This window comes from Kitasatospora sp. GP30 (assembly GCF_029892145.1).
GTDB classification, from domain to species: domain Bacteria; phylum Actinomycetota; class Actinomycetes; order Streptomycetales; family Streptomycetaceae; genus Kitasatospora; species Kitasatospora acidiphila.
Window position 1 is genome coordinate 43128 of record NZ_JARZAH010000029.1, and the last position, 21748, is coordinate 64875.

A 21748-nucleotide genomic window follows, 5' to 3' on the forward strand; every position below is an offset into this window, starting at 1 on the left:
ACCGCGCCGGGGGAGCCACCCGAGCCGACCCCGGCCGGCCGGACCGCTCGACGCATCCTGGGGAAATGCGCCGGTCGGACCGGTCGGCCGGGAGCGGCGCCAGGCGCGCCACCCCTTTGCGCCACCCCTGCCCCCGGGCCGCCGAAGCGGTCCGCGAGCGGCTCCGAGAGGTCGTGGAGCCCGCATTTCCGGGCCAGTTGGCCCGGTGCGTGGTGGCGCATCTCTACCTGACACCTACGCAGGCATGGCTTGCCAGTTGGCGCACCCTGGCGAAGCCTGGCGAATGCTCGCGTGGCACATGACAGCTCGTTAGGCTCGAACTCAGCCGAGACCCTGGGGGCTTGAGAGTGGGCAACGGACCCAACATCCGACTCGCCGATCTGTTCGAACTGACCGGATGGTCGAAGGGTGAACTGGCTCGGCTGGTCAACCGGCGAGGTGCGGCGATCGGACAGCAGCAGCTGTCCACCGACACCTCGCGGGTGCGGCGGTGGATCGAGTGGGGCGAGGTCCCGCGCGACCCGGTACCGACGCTGTTGGCCGCCGTGTTCACCGAGCGACTCGGCCGTGTCGTCTCCATCGAGGACCTCGGCCTGACCCGGCAACGGCGCAGCGGTGCGACCCCCCAAAGAGGGGCCGCGACCCCGGAGCCGGATCGTACGGCAGAGATCCTCACCGAGTACACCGGAATGGATCTCATGCTCAACCGACGCGGACACACCGAAGCCGGCCCGGAGTTGCCGGGCGCCGGCGTCATCCCCGACTCGCTCTACTCCTGGCTCTCCGGAGCCTCCGTCGCCCAGGCCGCGGCCCGCCCGGGCCCGCGGCAGCCGATCACCGCCGCCGCCCGCCTGATCGTCGACGTCTATGAACCCGGCCCGGCCGGAGCTGAGGAGGTCGCGGCGCTGGAGCACTCCTTCGAGGTGTTCCGGGCCTGGGACGCCTCACGCGGCGGCGGGCTGCAGCGCAAGGCCGTGATCGGCCAGCTCAACGAGGTCGGCGGGCTGCTGACCCACCGTCATCCGCCCGAACTGGCCCGCCGGCTCTGGCTGGTGGCGGCCAACCTGGCGGTGCTGGCCGGCTGGATGTCCCACGACGTCGGCCTGGAGCGCACCGCCCAGCGGTACTTCGTGATCGCCGCCCAGGCCGCCAAGGAGGCCGGCGACCGGCCGCGGGCCGGCGAGGCGATCTCCCGCACCGCGCGCCAACTGCTGCACCACGGCCGGGGTGCGGAGGCGCTGGAGCTGATGCGGCTGGCCCGGGCCGGCGCGGGGGACGGCACGGCTCCGCGCACCCGGGCGATGTTCAACACCGTGGAGGCCTGGGCCCAGGCCACCCTGGGCAACCGCACGGAGGTGTCGCGGCTCCTCGGCGAGGCCGAGGAGTACTTCGTGCTCGACTCGACGGAGCCGCAGCCGGTCTGGATGCAGTCCTTCAACGAGTCCGAGCTGCACGGGATGGAGTTCCTGGTCTACCGCACCCTGGCGGAGCACGACCCGCGCGCGGTGCGGCCGGCGCTGACCCACGCCGCCGCGGCGATGGGGCTGCGGGCAGTCAAAGGGCAGGAGCGGTCCACCCTGCTCGACCTGGTGACGCTGGCTTCCGTGCAGTGGCTCGCCGGGGAGCCGGAGGCTGCCCACGAGTCGGCAACGGCCGCGCTGGCCAAGATCGGTGACACCTCGTCGCGCCGCACCTGGGACCGGCTGCGCCGGATGTACCGGCTCTCCGAGCCGTTCGCGGGGGAGCAGGCCGTGGCCGAGCTGCGGGCGCAGATCAGGGCGGCGGTTCCGCCGAGCCGCCGCCCTGCCGGATAGCCCCCTCGGGGCTCAGATGTTGTCGACACCCGCGGTGTGCACCTGGTCCCAGGCCTCCTGGACGTAGCGCTCGCGCTCCACCAGGGTCAGGACCGGGAAGTACTCCTTCAGCCGCTCGACCACGACGTTCTCCGGCTCGTGGCACTCGTGCAGCAGGAACGCGGCCTTGTGAAGAATCTGCTTGTCCATCGGAACGGTCCTCCCTTGTGCAGGTCCGCCCTGTTGCCGACACTGCGGCGGACAGCATATGTGCGCTGGTTGGCAAGCATTCGGCGGGGGCAGGCAAGACGCCATCCGGCCGGGGCGGGCCTCGGTCGGACCGGGTCGAGCACCATTGGGCACCTTGCTCGGACGCATTGGGGCCACAGTGCTCAGAGCGCGTTGAGGACCATGCGCAGCGCGACCACCTGGCCGTCCGTGCCCCGGTCGGCCCGGCCGGTGCAGGCCACGGCCCGCGCGCTCGGCGAGTCGGCGACCCGCAGCACGCCCGCCACCGGGCGCCCGTGCACCAAGGCCTCGGTGACCATCCGGCGCAGCACCGGACGGTCCTCGGGCAGCAGCTGGCCGGGCAGCTCGTCGAGGGTGAGCGGGCCGAGCGCCGGGTCCCTGGCCAGCAGCTGGTAGGCGGCCGGGGACCACCGCACGGCGTCCCGGACCAAATCCCACTCGACGGCCGCCGCCTCCTGGACCGGGGCCGGTGCGGCCGCTGTACGGAGCGGATGGTGGCTCATCGGCCGTCCCGTCGGTGAGGTTCGGATGGCGGTTGCTGTGAGACGACTGTCTCACAAGATCACGCAGCGTGTGGGTGGAATGACGGAGCTGATTGGAAATCTCATCTGGCATATGCCAAACGTCGAAATTCGACCGGTCGCGGCACTGTGTGCATACCGGGCAGGCAGGCGGTAACCTACGGTGCTTCCGGCGCCCGGGCGCCCGTACGACCAGACCAAACAGACCCCGGCGACGGAAATCCCGTTGCCACGACGACCGCCGCAACGGATGCTGACCTCATGTTCGAGCCCGTGATAGCCCCCAGTGCCAGCCTCCTCGGCTTGCTTCAAAGAGGACGCGGCGACGGGCAGCTGCATGCGCTCGCAGCCGACCGTGACGAAGCGATCGCCGCCCTTGAGGAGTGTGTCACCAGCGACCCGCGCAGCGACTGGCAGGTCGAGAACCGCTCCCTCTACTACGCCCGGGTCTACATGGACCTGGAGGCTCCGCTCGGCGGCATCGAGCGGCATCTCAACTGTTCCGACGACCTCACCGACCCCGACGACAACCGCACCGGCCTGGCCCTGTCCGTCCTCGGCCACCTGGCCGGCTACGGCCGCCGGGACGCGCTGCTGCTGCTCCGCCAGTACGCGGCCACCGGCAGCAACTGGGCATGGGCGCTGGACGAGTTGGCGCTGCGCGACGACGACGCGGCGCTGCTCGCGCTGGCCCCCGCCGTGCTGCGGCGGTTCCCCGCCGACCCGCAGGGCGAGGCCGAGTTGCGGGCCGCGATCCGCGGCGCCTACGAGCCCCGGCCCTGGCGGCTCTGGGCCGCCCAGCACCCCCGGATCGCCGCCGCCGGCGAGCAGTCCCCGTTCGACCTGTGGCAGCGGCAGTTCCAGCGCCCGGCGGTGACGCCCGGCTGGAGCGTGGCCGACGTGCTCGCCTGGGCCGACCAGTGCGAGCCGGAACCGGGCGCAGTGGAGCGCCGGGCCGCCGCCGCGGCCCGCTGCCTGGCCGCCGTCGCCCGGCCCGAGGACCGCGAACTGCTGCACGCCGCCGCCCGCGACGGGGCCGAGGGCCCGCGCCGGGCCGCCCTGCGCCACCTGGCCGACCAGGACGATCCCGCGCTGCCGGCGCTGATCGAGGCCGCCGCGGCCGCCGCCGACGAGCGAGTGGTCGCCGCCGCGCTGGACACCGTGGGCCGGATGCGCGGCTCGCAGGCGCTGCCGGCCGCCCGCCGCTGGGCCGACCCGGCCACCGGTGGCACGGACAGCGCGCTCGGCGAGGCCGCGATGCTGCTGCTCGCCGACATCGGCGAGGCGTGCGACGCGCCCGCGGTGGTCACCGGGCTGCGCCGCTGGCTCCAGGTGCACGGGGTGCGCGGCGCCGGGCTGGCCGCGCTGGTCGACGGCGCGGGGCGGCTGGCCGCCGCCGACGCCGTGCCGACGCTGCGGTACATCTACGGCGAGGCCGCCTCGTCCGACCTGCGCGGCCGGGCCGCCCAGGCACTGGCCCTCACCGACCTCTACTTCGCCTGCGGGCCCGCGGTGGAGTGCCTGTGGGACTGCGAGGAGGCGACCCGTGAGCTGGCCGCCCGCCATGTGGTGACCACCGGGGACGCGCGGGTGTTGGAGCGGCTGCGCCGGCTGGCGGCCGATCCGGCGGAGGAGGCCGAGGTGCACGCGGCGGTGCGGGGGCGGCTCACGGCGCGGGATCGTTGAGGAGTGACTGGTGAGTCGGCTGCGCGCCACGTAGTGCCCGCTCGGGTCGTCCGGGTGCGGGGGCGGCTCACGGCGCGGGATCGCTAGGGATCACATCGGCCAGGGCGCAGGCGATGTTGTCCGGTCCGCCCGCCCGGTTCGCCAGGTCGACCAGCTGCTGCACGGCCCGCTCGGGGTCGGCGACCGTGCTGAGCACGGTGTGCAGGTGCTCCTCGCGGACCACCGCGCTCAGGCCGTCCGAGCAGAGCAGATAGCGGTCGCCGGCCCGGGCGGTGAACAGCGTCAGGTCCGGCCGGCCCGGGGCGGTGCTGGTGAGCGCGCGCAGCAGCAGGGTGCGCTGCGGGTGCGAGGCGGCCTCGGCCGGGGTGAGCCGGCCCTCGTCCACCATGGTCTGCACCAGGGTGTGGTCGTGGGTGATCCGGAACAGCTCGCCCTCGCGCAGCAAGTAGGCGCGGGAGTCGCCGATGTGCACCAGGGCCAGCTGGTCGCCGCAGGCCAGCAGTGCGGTCAGGGTGGTGCCGATGTCCTCGGGCGTGTCGGCGACGCTCTCCCGCACCGCCTGGTCCAGCGCGTTCAGCAGCCCGCCCGGCCCGAGCGCCGTCGGGTCCACGGCGCGCAGGGCGGCGATCGCGGCGCCGCCCGCGCTGGGGCTGCCGTAGCCGTCGGCGACCGCGAGCAGGCCGGCGTCGGCGTAGGCGGTGTCGTCGTTGCGCTCGCGCACCCGTCCCAGGTCGGAGCGGGCGGCGCAGCGCAGCGTCAGGGCGCCGGTCAGTACCGGCGGGCGGCCGCGCAGGTGGTCGACCAGGTGGGTGACCAAGTCCTGGCGGGCCGTCGTCTCGGCCAGCACCTGCCGCCAGTAGGCGGTCAGCTCGTCGGCGGCCAGATCCGGCGGCAGCTCCAGCACCCGGCGGATCCGGGCCAGCGGCACGCCGATCCGCCGTAGATGGGCGACCAGCCGGGCCGGTTCGAGCTGCTCGGGCCGGTAGTAGCGGTAGCCGGAGACCCGGTCCACCCGGTCCGGGCGCAGCAGTTCCAGCTCGTCGTAGAGCCGCAGCGCCTTCGCCGACAGCCCGCAGGCCCGCGCGAACGCCCCGATGGTCAGCTCCGTCATCCGTTTCCCCCCTTTGCGGATGCCGCTCATGCTGGACCCTCACCCTGGGGGAGGGTCAACCCATGATCGGTATGAACCGTACCGGGGTGCCCGGGCGGGCCTGCGCGGCGGCCGGCAGGTCGGCCTCCGGCACCACGCCGATCACCGGGTAGCCGCCGGTGGTCGGATGGTCGGCCAGGAAGACCACGGGCTGCCCGTCCGGCGGCACCTGCACCGCGCCCAGCACCATGCCCTCGCTCTCCAACTCGCCGTGCCGCGCCCGGATCAGGGCCGGCCCCTCGCTGCGCAGCGCGATCCGGTTGCTGGCGGTGGCCACCCGGTAGCGGGCCCGGGCCAGCGCGACCAGTGAGCCGGGCAGCAGCCAGTCGGCCCGTGGGCCCGGCAGCAGCCGCAGCACCAGCTCGGTGGGCATCGCGGGCAGCGGCACCAGCTCGGCGGCGGGTGGGCCGTGGGTGGTGCCGACCGGCAGCCGGTCGCCGTCACGCAGCGGCGGCGGGCCCAGGTGCGCCAGCAGGTCGGCGGAGCGGCTGCCGAGCACCGGCGGCGGGACCAGGCCGCCGGCGACCGCCAGGTAGCTGCGGACGCCCGAGTCGGCGGGGCCGACGTTCAGGGTCGCGCCGGCCGGGAGGAAGACCGGTGCGCCCCAGGCGGCAGGTTGACCGTTGACGGTGATCCGGGCCGGGGCACCGGTGACCGCGACCAGCAGCGGGCTGCCGGTCGCGGTCACTGCCGCGCCGCCGAGGGTGGTCTCCAGGACGGCGGCCCCGGGGGCGTTGCCGACCAGCCGGTTGGCGGCCAGGTAGGCGGGTTGGTCCAGGGCGCCGGCGCGGGGGACGCCGAGGTGGGCGGTGCCGTGGCGGCCGTGGTCCTGGACGGTGGTGAGCGGGCCGGCGCGGGTGATCAGCAGTTCAGGCATCGGCGGACCCCGCCACCGGCACGAAACGCACCCGGGTGCCCGGGGCCAGCAGCGCGGCGGGCTCGCGGGCGGTGTCCCAGAGCCTGGCCTCGGTGCGCCCGAGCAGTTGCCAGCCGCCCGGTGAGGCGCTCGGGTACACCCCGGTGTAGCGGCCCGCCACCGCCACCGAGCCGGCCGGCACCGAGGGGCGCGGGGTGGCCCGTCGGGGCACCGCCCGCTCGGGCGGCAGCCCGGTCAGGTAGCCGAACCCCGGTGCGAAGCCGCAGAACGCCACCCGGTACTCGATCGCGCTGTGCAGGCGGACCGCGTCCGCCGGGCTGACTCCCCAGTGGGCGGCGACATCAACCAGGTCGGCGCCGTCGTACACGGTGGGCAGCTCCAGCAGCGGGCCGTCGGTCGGTGCGGTGGCCGCCACCGACCAGCCGGCCAGCAGCTCGGCGAGCGCGGCCGGCTTCGGCACGCCGTCGAGCAGCACGGTGCGCGCGGCCGGCACGATCTCGGTCGGCCCGCCGCCCAGGGTGCCGTCCGCCCGGGCCGCCAGCAGCTGGGCGTACAGCGCGCCGACCTGCTCCGGGTCGTCTACCTCCAGGAGCAGGGCCTGCTCGCCCATCCGGCGAACGGTCAGGTCATGAGCTCTGATAATGGCCCCCATTAATAATGGCTCGCATTAATGCTGCCGTGCCCGCCTTCCTCGATGGCTCTCGTTGCCGGCTCTCATTAATGGCTCCCATTAGGTGCACCAATGGCTCCCGTTGGGCGCACCGCCAGGCCCGCCACTAGGCGCATTAATGGCTCGCATTACGTGAAGGCCTCCACCCGGATCCCGGCGGAGGCCAGCGCGCCGCGCACCCGCCAAGCCAGCTGGGCGGCCCCGGGCGTGTCGCCGTGCACGCAGAGCGAGCGGGCGTCGATCGCCACCGGCTCGCCGCCGATCGCCGTCACCAGGCCGTCCCTGGCCATGCCGACCGCGCGGGCGATCACCGCCTCCGGGTCGTGCACCACGGCGTCGGGCTCCTTGCGCGGCACCAGGGTGCCCGACCAGGTGTACGCGCGGTCGGCGAACGCCTCGGTGACCACCGGCAGCCCGACGCCCTCGGCGACCTCAAGGAGCCGGGAGCCGGGCAGCCCGAGCACCGGCAGCGGGCCGTCGCAGACCGCCCCGGCCCGCAGCACCCCGGCCACCACGGCCTCGGCCTGCTCGCTGTCGGCCACCACCCGGTTGTACAGCGCGCCGTGCGGCTTGACGTAGCTGACCCGGGAGCCGGCGGCCCTGGCGAACACCTGCAGCGCCCCGATCTGGTAGGCGACCTCGTCGGCGAGTTCCTCCGGTGGCACCTCCATCGCACGGCGGCCGAAGCCGGCCAGATCGCGGTAGGAGACCTGGGCGCCGATCCGCACCCCGCGTTCGGCGGCCAGCGCGCAGACCCGGCGCATCGTGGACGGGTCGCCCGCGTGGAAGCCGCACGCCACGTTGGCGCTGGTGACCACCGACAGCAGTGCCTCGTCGTCGGTCAGCGTCCAGCGTCCGAACCCCTCGCCGAGGTCCGCGTTGAGATCGATCACCGCACCGGTCACGCCGACTGCCTCCCACTGTCAGAGCTGCTGCGGATCGCCTGAGGGGATCGTAGGGCTTTCCGGGGCTCCCGGACCGCCGCGGCCACTCCCTTGGCGGACCGTCAGCCAAGGTCCGCCAGGCTGCCGCGCCCGTCAGGCGGTCGCGACGGCGGCGGCCGCCCGCGCCGCGTCGAGGCGCTTGATGCCGCGCAGCACGATCAGCAGCGGCACCGCCCCGACGATCCCGAACGACATGTCGACACAGCTCCAGAAGAACGGGATCCCCCGCACCGGCCCGCAGATCAGCGCCAGTGGCACGATCCCGGCGCAGGCCCCGAGCGCCCACCGCACCACGAACACGTTGCGCACCGGATCGCGCAGCGGTCCCCAGAACGCGCCGGCGATCACCAGGTGCGCGAACGCCAGCCAGTCGGTGCCGTAGGCGAGGAACGGGTAGCGCCGGTCGGTCTCGGTGATCCCGGTGTGGATCCGCTCCAGCCAGTCGAGTACCGGCCCGGGCGTGGGCAGCCGATGGGCGGCGTCGACCAGCAGAGTGCTCTCGGCGTGCAGCGGGAACGCGGTCAGGCCGCTCAGCGCCAGGCAGACGATGAAGATCCACAGCCAGCGGCGCACCCGCCGCAGCTCGACGCCCGCGGTCCCGGTCGGCCCTGCGGTCCCGGTCGGCCCTGCGGTCTCGGCCGTCCTCGCGGTCTCGGCCGTCCCTGCGGTCTCGGTCATCAGAGATCCCCTCCTGAGTAGACGGCCAGCACTCTAGAGGTAGTTTTGAACGTGTTCAACTCTGCCGAAGCCGCTGGGTAAACCGGTGCAACAACCCCGTTTCGGACACTGTCCCCAGCTGGCCCTAGGCTTGTCCCCCGTGACCGTCATCGCCGCCCAGCCCGCCGAGCCCGAGCTCAGGCCCGCCGCGGCCGCCCGCCCCGCGCCGGGGCCCGCGGCCGACGAGGGGCTGGCCCGCCGCCTCAAGGCGCTGGCCTGCACCGCCCCGCTGCACGACTTGGACAGCCGCAAGGTCAACCTGGCGGGCGAGTACGGCGGGTACGCGATGGCCGAGGTCGGGCTCGCCGCGATCGACCTGGTCACCCTGAACATGGACTTCGACACCGGCGCCGACCGGGAGACCGTGCTCTCGCGCCTGCTGCCCCGGGTCGCCGCCCAGCACCCCGGGCGCCCGGCCGCCGAGCACCAGCGGGTGGCCCGCTGGGTGCTGGAGTCGCTGATCAACGTCGGCAGCGTGGACCGCGGTTTCCGGGCGGTCTACGGCACCTTCGGCGCGGACGGTGGCTATGTGCGCCGCGACTACGACTTCAAGCTGATCGAGGAGGTGCCGGGCCCGGACGGTGGCGTCTACCTGCGCACCACCGACGAGGCGGTCAACGTCCTGGTCGGCGCGCTGGACACCGATGTGACCTCCGCTCAGATCGCTGCCGAGGTCAAGCTGGAGGTGCTGATCCGGCGCGGCCGGCTCGCCGACGCCCAACTCGCCGCCGAGCAGGCCCGCTACCGCACCGTGCAGTACGCCGAGACGCTGCGCCGTGCCCTGGAGGCCACCCGCCGCAACGTCCGCGCCGTCGACTGGATGCAGGCCGTTCCCGACCTGATCGACGAGGCGCTGGAGCACATCGCCGACCGCTACCGGCACGAGAACGCGATCCTCACCAACATCCGCCGGGCCCGCGACGAGGCCGAGGGCACGGACCACAAGCGCCAGGCCGCCGAGCTGGTCGACATCGTCAAGGACTGCATCCGCCGCCACACCCAGCTGCAGACCAGGCTGCTGGAGGCCGGGCCGCTGTTCCGTGCCGAGCAGGACCGGCAGGCCTTCGCCGCGCCCACCGCCCGCGCCGGCATCGACCTCTACGGCCAGCTGCTGGCCCCCGTGCTGGAGCTGCCGATCGAGCGGGCGATCCGGCCCACCGACGCCTTCTTCGGGCGCGGCATCGGGTTGCGCAGCCCCGCCGTGGTGCGGCTGACCGATCTGGTGGAGCTGCTTCTCACCCCGCCGGTGGAGCGCGAGCACCTGGGGGTTGAGCTGCCCGATCCGGATCTGGTCGCCACCCCGGACGACAGCCGGTTCTCCGAGGCCCAGCTGGAGGCCGCGCTGCAGCTGCTCGACCTGCCCGCCGACGCGCCCCGGCGGCTCTCCGGACTGCTGGCCGACGCCCGCAAGCAGGATCCCGAGCTGCCCTACCTGGTCGCCCTGCTCGCCGTGCACGCGGCCAGCCCGCCCGTGGGCACCGCGTACCGGCAGGGGGAGGAGCGGCTGCTGTTCGCCGTCGACGACGGCACCCAACTGCACGACCCGGAGTTCGGCGGGGCCGACCTGATCGTCGGCAGCGCCCTGCTGGACGCGGTCGGCATGGCGGCGGACCGGCAGTAATCGTCGCCATTAATGACCTGCATCAGCCTGAGTCAACCTCAATCAATCCGAATCAACCTGACCGGACCCGCCAGACGCCGCCACTAGCCACCGCCGTTAATCGCTACCATTAAGTTAATTACTGCCATTAATCCCCGATATTAATCCACATTAATGGCCCACATTAATAGCCCCCATTGACCGCCCGTCAGTACGCAAGTGGAGCACCAGGAATGACCACCCCCCAGGACGCGTCAGCCACGCCGACGGTGACCGCGGCCGATGTCGCCGACGCCGCCCGGCTGGTCTCCTTCGGCCTGCAGGCCAAACTGCTGCCGGCCCGCGACACCGAGTACACCGAGCTGGTCCGCCGCTACCGGGAGGACCCGCAGTTCGCGCGGCTCGCCGACGCCGTGGCCACCGGCCTCGGCCTGGTGGTGCTGGAGGTCTCGCCGCGCGCCGGAATGGCCCTGGCCGGCGCCGAGGACTCGGTGTTCGCCGTCAAGATGGGCGACTACTCGCGCCGCGCCGCCTCCGAGACCACCGACCGGTTCCTGCACGGCCTGGCCCACCTCGCCGTGGCCGCCATGGCCTTCCCGCGCCCCGAGGACCTGGCCGACGACGGCTACCTCGGCCGGATCACCGTCAACGGCGTGGACGCCTTCGTCCGCCAGGCCTGCCGCCGCCTGGAGGAGCGCGCCGAGGCCGCCGGCGACAACACCGACCCCACCAGCGACGCACCCGGCCTGGAAGCCGCCTGGCGGGTCTGGGCCCGCCGCTCCACCACCGGCGCCACCAAGGACGCCCGCCGCCTGGCCGGCTCCACCATCGGCATCACCGGCAAGGCGGTCGCCTTCCTGGTCGACTCCGGTTTCCTGCAGAAGGCCTCCGACGACGCCGGCGGCACCTACCGCACCACCGCCCGCTACCAGTTGCAGGTCCGCGAGCTCGCCGCCAGCGCCGCGATGGCCGAACTGCTGGACCTGGGCGTGGTCCCGGTCAGCGACGGCACCGCCACCCTGCTGCCCGCCGACCACAGCGAGGAACTGGTCGCGGACGCCGGCCTGCCGTTCCACTCCCTCTGACCGACTCACCAACCCGCCAACCCGCCAACTCGTCACTTCTCGAAGACTTCTCGAAGGCTGCACATGTACGAGCTCAACCGGATCCGCCTCTACTCCATCGGTCCGGCCGGCGCCCGCTACGCCGACACCGTGCTGGACCTGCGAGGCGTCGGTGAGCCGGTGGCCAACCCCGCGCCGCTGCAGCTGGGCATGTTCGGCGAGGAGCCGGCCGGCCCCCAGCGCCGCCCCGCCCCGGCCGGCGTGCTGTTCCTGGAGAACGGCGGCGGCAAGTCGGTGCTGCTCAAGCTGATCTTCTCGGTGATGCTGCCCGGCCACCGCAACACCCTGGGCGGCGCCAGCTCCGGCGTGCTGCGCAAGTTCCTGCTGGCCGACGACTGCGGGCACGTCGCGCTGGAGTGGCAGCACACCGTCACCGGTGAGCTGATCGTGGTCGGCAAGGTCAGTGAGTGGCGCGGCCGCCAAGTCTCGTCCGATCCGCGCAAGTTCGCCGAGACCTGGTACTCGTTCCGCCCCGGCCCCGGCCTGACCCTGGACGCGCTGCCGGTCGCCGAACGCGCCAACCTGGGCGACCCCGACTCCCGCCCGCGCGGCCGCCGTCGCACCATGAAGGGCTTCCGGGACGCGATGACCGAGGCCGCCAAGGCCTACCCGTACCTGGACCTCACGTTCGAGGACGGCCACGACCGCTGGACCGAGCACTTGGGCGAACTCGGCCTGGATCCCGAACTGTTCCGCTACCAGCGCGAGATGAACGCCGACGAGGGCGAGGCGGCCGGCCTGTTCGCCGTCAAGCACGACGCCGACTTCACCGACCTGCTGCTGCGCGCCGTCACCGACACCCGGGACACCGACGGGCTGGCCGACCTGGTGCACGGCTTCGCCGCCAAGCTCGGCCGCCGCGCCGAACTGACCGCCGAACGCGACTTCACCGCCGGCTCGTTGGAGCTGCTGGAGCGGATCGTCGAGGCCACCACCGCCCGCGAGTCGGTCCGGGAGACCCACCGCACCGCCGAGCGCCGCACCCGCCGGCTCGCCCAGGCGCTGGCCGGCCGGGCCGGCGCGGAGCGCGAGCGCGCCCAGGACCTGGCGATCGAGGTGGCCGCCGCAGCCTCCGCCGTCACCGCCGCCGAGGCTGACCGCACCCGCCACTCGCTGATCACCGCCGAGCTGACCCACCGCCACGCCACCCTCAGCCTGGCCGCCGCCACCACCGAGGCCGCCGCGCTGCGCCGCGAACTGCTCGACGCCCGCACCCTGTACTCCGCCTGGCAGGCCGCCGAGGCGGTGCTGCGCCACCGCGCCGCCGCCGACCGCGCCGCCCGGGTGGCCACCGCGATCCGTGAGGCCGAGCTGGACGCCGCACCGGCGCTCGCTGCCCGCGCCAAGGCGGCCGGCGCCCTGGCCCACGCCCTGGAGGCCGCCGCAGCCACCGCCGAGGAGCGCGCCGAGGCCGAGGAGGCCCGCGCCGCCGACCTCCAGCAGGACGGCGCCCGGACCCAGGCCGACGGCCTGGCCGCCGCCACCGCCGGCCAGAAGGCCCGCTCCGACGCCGACCACCTGCGCCAGCGACTGGCCGAGGTGGAACAGGAGTTGAACGCCGCGGTCGCCGCCGGCTGGATCGACTCGACCGATGACGTTGACCCGGCCCGCGCCGCCCTGCACGCCGCCGACGCCGAGCAGGCTGCCACCGCCGGCCTGGAGCAGTCCCGCGCCGCCGCCGAGCAGGCGGCCGCCCGCACCCGCGAGGCCGCCGCCGCCGAGGGCCGCGCCGAACTCGCCGCCGCCCGCGCCGCCGACGCCCGCTCGGCCGCCCAGCGCGCGCTGGCCGCCGAGCAGCGCACCGCCGTCCAACTCGCCGCCGAACCGCGCCTCGCCGAACTGCTCGGGCTCGCCTCGTACCATGAGGAGGACGAGGAGAACCGCCTCACCCCCGACGTCCTCGACCGGGCCGCCGACGATCTCGCCGAGCTGCTGGACGGCGCGATCTCCAACGCCGAGCGCACCCTGTTCGAGCTGCGCACCGCCGCCGCCGACGACTCCCGGATCCTGGCCGCGCTCGGCGACGGCGGTCTGCTGCCGCCCGGCCCTGACGTGCTGGCCACCGTGGAGTACCTGGGCGAGCACGGCATCCCGGCGCTGCCCGGCTGGCGCTACCTTGCGCAGTCCGTCGACCCGCAGGACCACGACCGGATCCTGGCCGCCCGCCCCGAGCTGGTCGACGGTGTGGTGATCACCGACCCGAACTCGCTGGACCGGGCCCGCGAGGCGCTGCAGTCCGCCGCCCTGCTGCCGCGCTCCACCGTCGCGGTCGGCGCGGCCGCCGCGCTGATCGCCCCGATCACCGACAAGCCGGCCTTCTTCCTGGTGCCGCCGAACCCCGCGATGCACGACGAGAGCGCCGCCGACCAGGAGCGCCGCGAACTGCGCGAGCGGGCCGGTGCCCGCGAGGAGCGGATCCGTACGCTCGCGGCCCGGCTGGGTGGCGATCGCGCGCTGGCCGCCCGGCTCGCCTCCTGGCGCTCCTCCTGCCCGTCCGGCACCCTGGCCGAGCTGGCTGACGCCGCGTCAGAAGCCGCCGAGCAGGCCGAGATCGCCACTGCCCAGCTGGCCTCCGCCCGTGCCGCGCACAGCGAGGCCGAGCAGGAGCGGGCCACTGCCGCCGCGATCCACGAGGAGCGCCGGGAGGCCGCCCAGCAGACCCGCCGCCGCGCCGACGCCCTGGCCGGCCTCGCCTTCCGGCTGCGCGAGCGCCCGGCCTGGCACCGCTCGGTGCGTGAACTCACCGAGGACGCCGCCGAATGCGATCGCCGCCAGGCCGCCTGCGCCGAGCGCGCCCAGGCCTGCGACGAGGACCGCCGGGCCGCCCAGCGCGCCGCCGACGACGCCCGCCGCACCGCCCGCACGCTGCGCGCCGAGCGGGCCGAGCTGTCCGGCACCGAAACGGTCGCCGACGAGCTGCCCACCGCCTCGCTGCCCGCGCTGCGCGAGGCCTACCGGGCCGCCGCCCAGCTCTACGAGAAGGTCGGCGTCGGTGCCGACCTGCGCGCCGAGCAGGCCCGCGCGGAGAGCGACGAGACCGCTGCCCGAGCCGAACTCGACCGGCTCACCAACAAGGTGCGCCTTCGCGCCGAGGAGCTGCTGACCAGCCCCGACGGCGCCGACGGCCCGGCCCGGCAGGCCGCCGCGGCTCGCGCCGAAGAGCTGGTGGCGACCATCGAGACCCGCGCCCAGGCGGCCAGCGAGCTGCTCGGCCGGCTGCGCGGCGAGGTCGAGCGTTCGGCTCCGGCCAGCGGCGAGGCACACACCGAGCTGCCCGAGGAGCTGGTGCCGACCGATCCCGAGCACGCCCAGCAGCTGCTGCGCATCGCCACCGGTGAACTGGCCGAGAAGCGCGACCTGTTGGAGAACGCCCGGATCGAGCACACCGAGTTGCTGCGCACCCTGCAGGCCGCGCAGTCGGCGGCCGCGGACTTCGACGAGGCGGCGGCCCAACTGCGCGACGGTCTGCGCGACCACACCCCGGAGGAGGGCGAGGCGCCCGCCGAGCCCTACCTCGATTCGCTGACCGAGGCCCGCACCACCGCCACCGAGACCCGCCGGGCGCTGCGAGTCGCCGCCGCCGAGCTGTCGGCCGCCGACCTGGCCGTCCGGGACGCCGCCGACGCACTGGTCCGGCATGCCAACGCCGCCCGCTACGAGGCGGTGCGCACCCCGGCCCGCCAGCAGATCCGTGAACTCCCGGCCGCCCTGCTGCCCGAGCACGCGGCCGCCTGGGCCGAGGCCTTCGCGCCCCGACTGCGGGTGCTCACCGATGAGTTGGCCCAGCTGGAGCGCAACCGCGGCTCGATCGTCGACCGGTTGCGCGGGCTGGTGGAGTCCGCGCTCGCCACCCTGCGCGCCGCCCAGCGGCTCTCCCGGCTGCCCGAGGGCCTGGGGGAGTGGTCCGGCCAGGAGTTCCTGCGGATCCGCTTCGAGGACCCGGATCAGACGGTGCTCGCCGAGCGGCTCGGCGAGGTGATCGACGAGGCCACCCGGGCCGCCGTCAAGAAGAACTCCGACCTTCGGCGCGACGGCATGTCGCTGCTGCTGCGCGCGGTGGCGGCGGCGATCGGGCCCAAGGGCGTCAGCGTGGAGATCCTCAAGCCCGACGCCGTGCTGCGCGCCGAGCGGGTGAGCGTGGGGCAGATGTCCGATGTCTTCTCCGGCGGCCAGTTGCTCACCGCCGCCATCGCGCTCTACTGCACCATGGCCGCGCTGCGCGCCAACGACCGCGGCCAGTCGCAGCTGCGGCACGCCGGCACGCTCTTCCTGGACAACCCGATCGGCCGCGCCAACGCCACCTATCTGCTGGAGCTGCAGCGCGCGGTGGCCGATGCGCTCGGCGTCCAACTGATCTACACCACCGGCCTGTTCGACACCACGGCACTGGCCGAGTTCCCGTTGGTGATCCGCCTGCGCAACGACGCCGACCTGCGCGCCGGGTTGAAGTACATCTCGGTCGAGGAGCACCTGCGGCCGGGCCTGCCGCCGGAGCCGGACCCGGACGGCCCGGTGATCCACGGTGAGATCACGGCGACCCGGATGTTCAAGCGCCCGGCGGAGGTTGAGAACGCCTAGCCCGCAGGAGGGGGACGGCTGGCATGCCGGAGGGGGACGTCGGCTCGGCCGACTTCCCCCTTCTCCGTATCATCCTCCCCGTGCGGTGAACGCGATCTTCCGCACCACGCACCGGGGGAGAACCAACCATGTCCACGATCTACCACCGGGTCGCCGGCAGCAGCGTGCACCGGCTGGCCGCGATCAGCGACGGCATCTTCGCGGTGGCGATGACCCTGCTGGTGCTGGACCTGCACGTCCCGGAGCTCGGACGGCTCCGCTCCGGGCGGCCGCTCTGGGCGCCCGGCTCGCTGCACGGTGAGGGCCAACTGCTGCACGCCCTGCTGCCGTTGGCCTCTCGTCTCGGGGTCTACCTGCTGGGCTTCCTGACCCTGGGGATGTTCTGGCTGGGCCAGCAGGCCCAGTTGGACCACTTCGCCCGCAGCGACCGGCAACTCACCTGGCTGCACCTGGCGTTCCTCGGCGGCATCTCGCTGATGCCGTTCTCCACCGCGCTGCTGGCCGAGTACGAGGCCTACCGGGTGGCGCTGCTGGTGTACTGGCTGCACCTGCTGGTGCTCGGACTGCTGCTGCTCGCCAGCCTGCGGTACGCGCGGGATGCCGGGCTGGTGCGGGCCGATGCGCCGGACGGGCTGGTGGAGGCGGCTCGGCGGCGCATCGTGGTGGCACAACTGCTGTACGTGGGAGTGGTGTTGCTCGGAGTGGTGAGCACCTACCTCAGTGTGGCGCTGCTGGTGCTGCTCCAGCTGAACTCGGCGGTGGCCCCGAAGGTCCGTCCGCTGAACCGGTTCTGAACAGCTGTCCGCCACCGATAGCCTGTCCTTGAGCCACTGACGAACGGATCCCCTGGATGGCCGGCATCGCTCGGACCGCTGCCACGGCGGCGGGACTGTTCGCTGGGACCAATGTCGACGACCTCGCCGTCCTGGCGGTGCTCTTCCTTGCCAGCCGGGCCGGCGGGACCATCCGACGCCGACAGATCTGGGTGGGGCAGGCCGCCGGGTTCACGGTCCTGGTGGTGGCCTCGATGGTCGTCGCACTCGGCCTCGCCGCCGTGCCCGGCGGATGGATCGGCCTGCTCGGCCTGATTCCGTTGGCGTTGGGCGTCGTGGGCCTGGTCAGAGCCGCACGAGCCCACCGCGGCGGCGAGCATGTCCCCGTGGTTCCGGCCAGCGGCATGGCGTCGGTGATGGCCCTGACCATGGTCAACGGGGCCGACAATCTGAGCGTCTACCCGCCGGTCTTCCGCACCATCGGCACCGGAGCCGCTCTGGTCACGATCGCGGTGTTCGCCGCCGGAGTGGTGGTGTGGTGCCTGCTGGGCTCCCTGCTCGGCTCCCGCAGGAGCATCGTGAAGATGGTCGAGCGGTGGGGGCACTGGATCGTCCCCGCCGCCTTCGTCGCCATCGGAGTCGTCCTGCTGCTCGGCTCCGGGGTCCTCACCCGTTGAGCTGCCGGTCGAGTAGCGTCGCGGTTCGGACGGCCTCCATGGCTGCGGCCTCGTTGGGCACCCGGGGCCTGGCGCCCAGGCCGAAGAAGCCGCCTTCGTTGTTGGCGTCGGCGACGGTCGTGGCGATCTCCATCAGGAACGCGCGGAAGCCGGTGAGTTCCTCCGGCGCGGTCCGGGCGACGGCGGCGGTGGCCTCGCGGATCGTCTTCAACGCGGGCCCCCGGTACCCGACATAGGTAGTGTCCGGCCGCAGGCCGGTCTCGAAGGTCGACGAACCCGCGAGTTCGCGGATGAACCGCCGGGGATGGCTGACGCTGGCCTCCCGCAGCAGCTTGACCAACGCGGAGAGCTCCTCGGGATCGGCAACGCCCTCGGCGAGTGCCACCAGCACGCCCGCCGCCATCAGGGACGTCCCCAGCGTTCCCCAGTCCTCGGGGGTGAAGTCCAGCTCACCCACCCCGTCAGCGCCCGCTCCGGTCCGCAGCACCTGGAAGCCCACGTCGGCCAGCATGGCGGGAAGTCGCCGCACCATGTCCACGGCCCGCTCCCGCGCCCGATCGGACAGCAACTCCCAAGGCACCAGCCCGTCGCCCAGCGTGTCCCGCTGGCTGGGCAGCTTCGTCACGCCGCGAGCCTTGCGCTCACTCAGCCGGAGCTCGTACTCCCGCCGCGCCAGCAGCCGTGCCTCCTCCTGGTCGAAGTCGACGATCAGCGACGGGTCGTAGGTCGGAACCATCAGGCAACCGATCTCGGCCAGCAGCTCACCGAGCTTGCGCGCCTGCAGACGGTTGGCCTCCTTCAGCTCCTCCGGCAGTTCGTCCCAGGGGCGCAGTGCCGGCCGGCTGCCCTGCTGCTGTCCTTCCGCGACGGCGGCCTCAAGCCTGCTCTGATGGACGGCCCGTGCCAGTTGCCGGGTGACCTGGGTGCTGGTGTAGTCGGCCAGGCTGTCGATGACGCGGTCCTGCGCCACCAGACGCGCCTTCATCCGGCGGCACTCGTGGAGGATCGCCTCGGCATCGAGGAGGGTCTGCTCGGAACGGCGGTCGGCTGCCTTGTTCAGGACGTCCTGCCCGACCATGATCACGATCATGAAGACGAGCTGGGCCAGGGTGGACAGGAAGCTCATGAAAGCGAACGGGTACGGGTCGAACTTCTGCACGCCCAGCTCCGCCATGCCGATCCAGACCAGCTGTGTCACGGCGGCGACGTAGAAGGCCCACATGCTGCCCAGCCGCTGCGTCAGCCAGGCGGCGATCCGGCCGTTGACACCCGTGGTCTGGTCGACGGCCTGCGGTGCCGGCTGCACCCGGTGCCGCTGGATCCACGGGTGCGGGCTCGACTCCAGCAGGCTGACCCCGCGGCCGAGCGCGCGGTCGTGCCGGTCGAGATGCGCCTGCAGGTCCGTGACCCGCTCGAAGATCGCCTCGGCATTCTCGTACGTCTGGACCGCCCGGCGGTCGGCAGCCATGCCCAGCACCCGCTGACCGACCAGGATGACCAGGCAGAGCACCAACTGGACCACGTTGTCCATGAACAGCAGGAACGGGAAGGGATAGGGATCGGCGCCGCGCAGCGGCCCCAAGGTCGCCAGGGTGATCCATCCGGCGAAGACGACCAACGTGATGTAGAGGGCGGGCATCGAGCCCACCACTCGCGTTAACGCGGCCGCTACGGCACCGTTGAGACCGACCCGCTCGTCCGCGCTCGTCACTGGCTGCTGACGCGGTAGGTCGGCCGTCGTACCGGCTGTGCTCATGCTCTGCTCCCCCCACTGGATCCGAAGCCTGCTGACGCAGCCCCGACCATGGTGACACTCACCTGTCATGACCTGTTCCGCATTTCGACCACCGCTCGGCGGTTTGTCGACACGGAGTGGCGGACCGGCCGCGGCCCCCGTTGGTGGGGCGCGGCCACGGTCGCCGTCGCATGCCCGGTGGTGGGGTGAGGTTCCGTCAGGCGGCCGGTGCGGCCCAGTCGATCCGGTGGTGGAGGTGCGCCGAGAACTTCTCCTGGTTCATCAGCTTCATGCCGATCGGCATCAGCGCATCGCGCAGCACCCGCCCGACCGGGCCCGCCGCCTTGTTGCTGTTGGTGCGCTCGGCCTGCTTGATGATCCGCTCGACGCGCGGGCGGCGCAGCGCCTCATAGCGAGCGAGGGCCTCATCCAGCGGCAGGTCCCTTGCGCAGCGCGCCAGTTCGACCGAGCTCTCGATCGCCAGTGAGGCCCCCTGGCCGGAGCTGGAGGAGGGCGCGTGGGCCGCGTCCCCGACCAGCACCATCCGGCCGCGGCTCCAGCGCGGCAGCAGGGGCATGTTCTCCATCGGCCCGGTGATCAGCAGTTCGGCCGGGTCGGTGTGCCGGATCAGCTCCAGCGCCGGGGTGCGGTCCTCGGCGCAGGCCTCGGCCAGCACCTTCAGCCAGCGCTCGGCCCCGTAGGCGACGGCCTCGGCCAGCGTCAGCGGCTCCGGGTGCGGCAGGTTGACGAACCAGACGGCGTTGCCGCCCAGCACCTGCAGGCCGAAGAAGGCCCGCTTGCCGAAGGTCATGAACATCTTCCCGCCGGTGTCCGGCACCGCGCCCGCCAGCGTGCTCACCGAGCCGAAGCCCTGCAGTCCGGCATAGCGCGGCCGCGGGGCGGCCGGGTCGATCAAGTTCCGCACCGTGGACCGGATCCCGTCGGCGCCGACCAGCAACTCGCCGGTGGCGGTGGTGCCGTCGGCGAACTGCGCGGTGACCGCGCCCCTGCCCTCCTGGACCCCGACCAGCCGCTTGCCGTGCTCGATCCGGATGCCGCGGGCGCGGGCCTCGCCGTAGAGCGCCTGGTAGAGGTCGCTGCGCATGACCAGCCGAGTGGGCTCCAGGGTGCCGGGGTTGCCGATCTCGGCGAGCTGCCTGCCGTTCCAGCTCTGCAGCACGATCGACTTCATCGGGTCGCCGAGCCCGCGGACCAGGTCGCCGGCACCGATCGCGTCCAGGGCGGCCAGCCCGTTGGGTGCCAGGCCGAGCGCGGCGCCGACGCCCTCGGCGGTGCCGTCGTACGCCTCGTAGACGGTGGCCTCGATGCCGGCCTGCTGCAGGGCGATCGCGGTGACCGGGCCGGCGACGCCGCCGCCGATGACCAGGGCGGTGTTGATGTGGTCGGACATGTCCGGGTGCTCCTTCTGGGGTAGGTGGGTCAGGCCCGGGTGGGGTCGTCGACGGTGGGGGTGGTGCCGGTGCGGTGGGCCCGGCGGACGTCCTCCAGGTACTCGCGGGAGCACATCGCCGAGAGGATCGCGATGCCGCCGCGGTGGATGCGCACCTCGCTGTTGTCGGCGGTGCCGACCAGCCGGATCCGCGGCCCGGCGAGCTCGCCGGTCGGGCCCTGGCCGTCCTTCACCCGGCCGCGAGCGGGCCAGGCCACGTCCCACTGGTCGATCACGGCGCCCTCGGGCACCAGCAGCTTGACCATGGCGCGCCGCAGGTCGATCCGGATCTCCAGCTCGGCGGGCAGTTCGGGGGAGCGCACGTCGAGCACGACGGCGCCGCTGCGCGCCTTGATCTCGAAGCTGCTGGTGGCGGTCCAGCGGCCGAGGCGCTTGGTGGTGGTGTGGTCGACGTGGATTCGCTCGATGGTGGTGATCACTTCGGAACTCCTCCGGTTCGGGACCGGCTCGCTGCCGGCTCATCCATAGTTGCACTGCAACTAGGGCCAGCGCAACTAGTTCCATCGGTAGTAGTATCCGGATCATGAGTACTGCCCCCCAGGCCCCCAAGAGCTCCCCGATCACGCTCACCGTGCTGTCGCTGCTGCACTTCAAGCCGCTGCACCCGTACGGGATGCAGCGGCTGCTCAAGCAGTGGGGGAAGGACCAGGTGGTCAACGTCGGCCAGCGCACCAGCCTCTACCGCGCCATCGACCGACTGCTGGGCGCCGGCCTGATCGCCGTCCGCGAGACCGAGCGCGACCAGCAGTACCCGGAGCGGACCGTCTACGAGATCACCGACGCCGGCCGCGAGGCCACCCGCAGCTGGTTGCTGGAGATGCTGCGCGAACCCAAGTCGGAGTTCCCGGAGTTCCCGGTCGCCCTCGCCAACCTGATGCTGCTCACCCCCGGCGAGATCGAGCAGGCCCTGACCGCCCGCCTCACCGCAGTGCGCGCCGGCCAGGCCGCCCAGCAGCGCTCACTCGCCGAGACGGCGGCGTTCGGCGTCCCCCGGGTCGCCATGCTGGAGAACGAGTACGCGGTCGCCCTGGCCACGGCCGAGGCCGACTGGCTGGAGTCCGTGATCGCCGACCTCCGTGCGGGCACCCTCACTTGGAGCGCCGAGGAGCTGATCGCCGTCGCCCAGGCCAGCGACGCCCAGGCGCCGCAGTAGGGCCGGGTGCGACAGTTGACGGTGCATCGG

Annotated in this window: 18 protein-coding genes; 8 read left to right on the forward strand and 10 right to left on the reverse strand. The window is 73.3% G+C overall.

Annotated elements, in window-relative coordinates:
* Positions 1-347 precede the first annotated feature (347 nt).
* The gene (locus tag P3T35_RS29435) at positions 348-1814 is read left to right on the forward strand and encodes a hypothetical protein (RefSeq protein ID WP_101379125.1); all 1467 of its coding nucleotides are present in this window, start codon (positions 348-350) and stop codon (positions 1812-1814) included.
* Positions 1815-1826: 12 nt separating this feature from the next.
* Here P3T35_RS29435 and P3T35_RS29440 read toward each other — a convergent pair whose 3' ends face one another.
* Positions 1827-2003 (reverse strand): hypothetical protein, encoded by a 177-nt coding sequence (locus P3T35_RS29440; RefSeq protein ID WP_180356334.1) that lies wholly within the window; start codon positions 2001-2003, stop codon positions 1827-1829.
* 182 nt (positions 2004-2185) lie between these two features.
* On the reverse strand, positions 2186-2545 hold the full coding sequence (locus P3T35_RS29445) for a hypothetical protein (RefSeq protein ID WP_101379124.1): 360 nt from the start codon (positions 2543-2545) through the stop codon (positions 2186-2188).
* Between the two features lie 279 nt (positions 2546-2824).
* Here P3T35_RS29445 and P3T35_RS29450 point away from each other — a divergent pair, with 279 nt between their 5' ends.
* Entirely contained in the window at positions 2825-4249 is a 1425-nt protein-coding gene (locus P3T35_RS29450) for a hypothetical protein (protein ID WP_101379123.1), read from the forward strand.
* Positions 4250-4316: 67 nt separating this feature from the next.
* Here P3T35_RS29450 and P3T35_RS29455 read toward each other — a convergent pair whose 3' ends face one another.
* From P3T35_RS29455 to P3T35_RS29475, 5 genes are all read right to left on the reverse strand, one after another.
* Positions 4317-5360 (reverse strand): MerR family transcriptional regulator, encoded by a 1044-nt coding sequence (locus P3T35_RS29455; protein WP_101379122.1) that lies wholly within the window; start codon positions 5358-5360, stop codon positions 4317-4319.
* Positions 5361-5415: 55 nt separating this feature from the next.
* Complete coding sequence (locus P3T35_RS29460; protein WP_101379121.1) at positions 5416-6276, reverse strand: biotin-dependent carboxyltransferase family protein; 861 nt, start codon at positions 6274-6276, stop codon at positions 5416-5418.
* Positions 6269-6886 (reverse strand): allophanate hydrolase subunit 1, encoded by a 618-nt coding sequence (locus P3T35_RS29465; RefSeq protein ID WP_101379120.1) that lies wholly within the window; start codon positions 6884-6886, stop codon positions 6269-6271. The genes P3T35_RS29460 and P3T35_RS29465 overlap by 8 nt, the downstream gene beginning before the upstream one ends.
* Positions 6887-7074: 188 nt before the next feature.
* The gene (locus tag P3T35_RS29470; RefSeq protein WP_280708437.1) at positions 7075-7851 is read right to left on the reverse strand and encodes a 5-oxoprolinase subunit PxpA; all 777 of its coding nucleotides are present in this window, start codon (positions 7849-7851) and stop codon (positions 7075-7077) included.
* 132 nt (positions 7852-7983) lie between these two features.
* On the reverse strand, positions 7984-8568 hold the full coding sequence (locus tag P3T35_RS29475; RefSeq protein WP_280708439.1) for a hypothetical protein: 585 nt from the start codon (positions 8566-8568) through the stop codon (positions 7984-7986).
* Between the two features lie 139 nt (positions 8569-8707).
* Here P3T35_RS29475 and P3T35_RS29480 point away from each other — a divergent pair, with 139 nt between their 5' ends.
* The 5 genes from P3T35_RS29480 to P3T35_RS29500 all read left to right on the forward strand — a co-directional run bounded on the left by P3T35_RS29480 (position 8708) and on the right by P3T35_RS29500 (position 17359).
* On the forward strand, positions 8708-10228 hold the full coding sequence (locus tag P3T35_RS29480) for a hypothetical protein (protein WP_280708441.1): 1521 nt from the start codon (positions 8708-8710) through the stop codon (positions 10226-10228).
* Positions 10229-10440: 212 nt separating this feature from the next.
* Positions 10441-11292 carry a hypothetical protein gene (locus tag P3T35_RS29485; protein WP_101379119.1) on the forward strand — a complete coding sequence of 284 codons (852 nt, stop codon included), beginning with the start codon at positions 10441-10443 and terminating at the stop codon, positions 11290-11292.
* Positions 11293-11355: 63 nt separating this feature from the next.
* Positions 11356-15909 (forward strand): hypothetical protein, encoded by a 4554-nt coding sequence (locus P3T35_RS29490; RefSeq protein ID WP_101379118.1) that lies wholly within the window; start codon positions 11356-11358, stop codon positions 15907-15909.
* 128 nt (positions 15910-16037) lie between these two features.
* Positions 16038-16703: a TMEM175 family protein gene (locus tag P3T35_RS29495; RefSeq protein ID WP_101379117.1), complete on the forward strand. Its 666-nt coding sequence runs from the start codon at positions 16038-16040 to the stop codon at positions 16701-16703.
* A 56-nt stretch (positions 16704-16759) separates the two neighbouring features.
* Complete coding sequence (locus P3T35_RS29500) at positions 16760-17359, forward strand: cadmium resistance transporter (RefSeq protein WP_101379116.1); 600 nt, start codon at positions 16760-16762, stop codon at positions 17357-17359.
* On the opposite strand, the gene P3T35_RS29505 is transcribed toward P3T35_RS29500, so the two are convergent.
* The 3 genes from P3T35_RS29505 to P3T35_RS29515 all read right to left on the reverse strand — a co-directional run bounded on the left by P3T35_RS29505 (position 17349) and on the right by P3T35_RS29515 (position 20984).
* Entirely contained in the window at positions 17349-19115 is a 1767-nt protein-coding gene (locus tag P3T35_RS29505) for a DUF1003 domain-containing protein (RefSeq protein WP_180356332.1), read from the reverse strand. The genes P3T35_RS29500 and P3T35_RS29505 overlap by 11 nt on opposite strands.
* Positions 19116-19311: 196 nt before the next feature.
* A complete protein-coding gene (locus P3T35_RS29510) occupies positions 19312-20505 on the reverse strand; it encodes an NAD(P)/FAD-dependent oxidoreductase (RefSeq protein ID WP_101379114.1) in 1194 nt (397 codons plus the stop codon).
* A gap of 29 nt (positions 20506-20534) precedes the next feature.
* Positions 20535-20984, reverse strand: coding sequence for a hypothetical protein (locus P3T35_RS29515; protein WP_101379113.1), 450 nt, complete (start codon positions 20982-20984; stop codon positions 20535-20537).
* A 104-nt stretch (positions 20985-21088) separates the two neighbouring features.
* On the opposite strand from P3T35_RS29515, the gene P3T35_RS29520 reads away from it, so the two are divergent.
* On the forward strand, positions 21089-21718 hold the full coding sequence (locus P3T35_RS29520) for a PadR family transcriptional regulator (protein WP_101379112.1): 630 nt from the start codon (positions 21089-21091) through the stop codon (positions 21716-21718).
* Positions 21719-21748: the final 30 nt, after the last annotated feature.

Bases quoted from the DNA above. Each gene is read 5' to 3' on its own strand.
- P3T35_RS29465 (WP_101379120.1), bottom strand. From the start codon at position 6,886: ATGGGCGAGCAGGCCCTGCTCCTGGAGGTAGACGACCCGGAGCAGGTC.
- P3T35_RS29455 (WP_101379122.1), bottom strand. From the start codon at position 5,360: ATGACGGAGCTGACCATCGGGGCGTTCGCGCGGGCCTGCGGGCTGTCG.
- P3T35_RS29505 (WP_180356332.1), bottom strand. From the start codon at position 19,115: ATGAGCACAGCCGGTACGACGGCCGACCTACCGCGTCAGCAGCCAGTG.
- P3T35_RS29485 (WP_101379119.1), top strand. From the start codon at position 10,441: ATGACCACCCCCCAGGACGCGTCAGCCACGCCGACGGTGACCGCGGCC.
- P3T35_RS29445 (WP_101379124.1), bottom strand. From the start codon at position 2,545: ATGAGCCACCATCCGCTCCGTACAGCGGCCGCACCGGCCCCGGTCCAG.
- P3T35_RS29460 (WP_101379121.1), bottom strand. From the start codon at position 6,276: ATGCCTGAACTGCTGATCACCCGCGCCGGCCCGCTCACCACCGTCCAG.
- P3T35_RS29475 (WP_280708439.1), bottom strand. From the start codon at position 8,568: ATGACCGAGACCGCAGGGACGGCCGAGACCGCGAGGACGGCCGAGACC.
- P3T35_RS29450 (WP_101379123.1), top strand. From the start codon at position 2,825: ATGTTCGAGCCCGTGATAGCCCCCAGTGCCAGCCTCCTCGGCTTGCTT.
- P3T35_RS29440 (WP_180356334.1), bottom strand. From the start codon at position 2,003: ATGGACAAGCAGATTCTTCACAAGGCCGCGTTCCTGCTGCACGAGTGC.
- P3T35_RS29500 (WP_101379116.1), top strand. From the start codon at position 16,760: ATGGCCGGCATCGCTCGGACCGCTGCCACGGCGGCGGGACTGTTCGCT.
- P3T35_RS29520 (WP_101379112.1), top strand. From the start codon at position 21,089: ATGAGTACTGCCCCCCAGGCCCCCAAGAGCTCCCCGATCACGCTCACC.
- P3T35_RS29510 (WP_101379114.1), bottom strand. From the start codon at position 20,505: ATGTCCGACCACATCAACACCGCCCTGGTCATCGGCGGCGGCGTCGCC.
- P3T35_RS29490 (WP_101379118.1), top strand. From the start codon at position 11,356: ATGTACGAGCTCAACCGGATCCGCCTCTACTCCATCGGTCCGGCCGGC.
- P3T35_RS29495 (WP_101379117.1), top strand. From the start codon at position 16,038: ATGTCCACGATCTACCACCGGGTCGCCGGCAGCAGCGTGCACCGGCTG.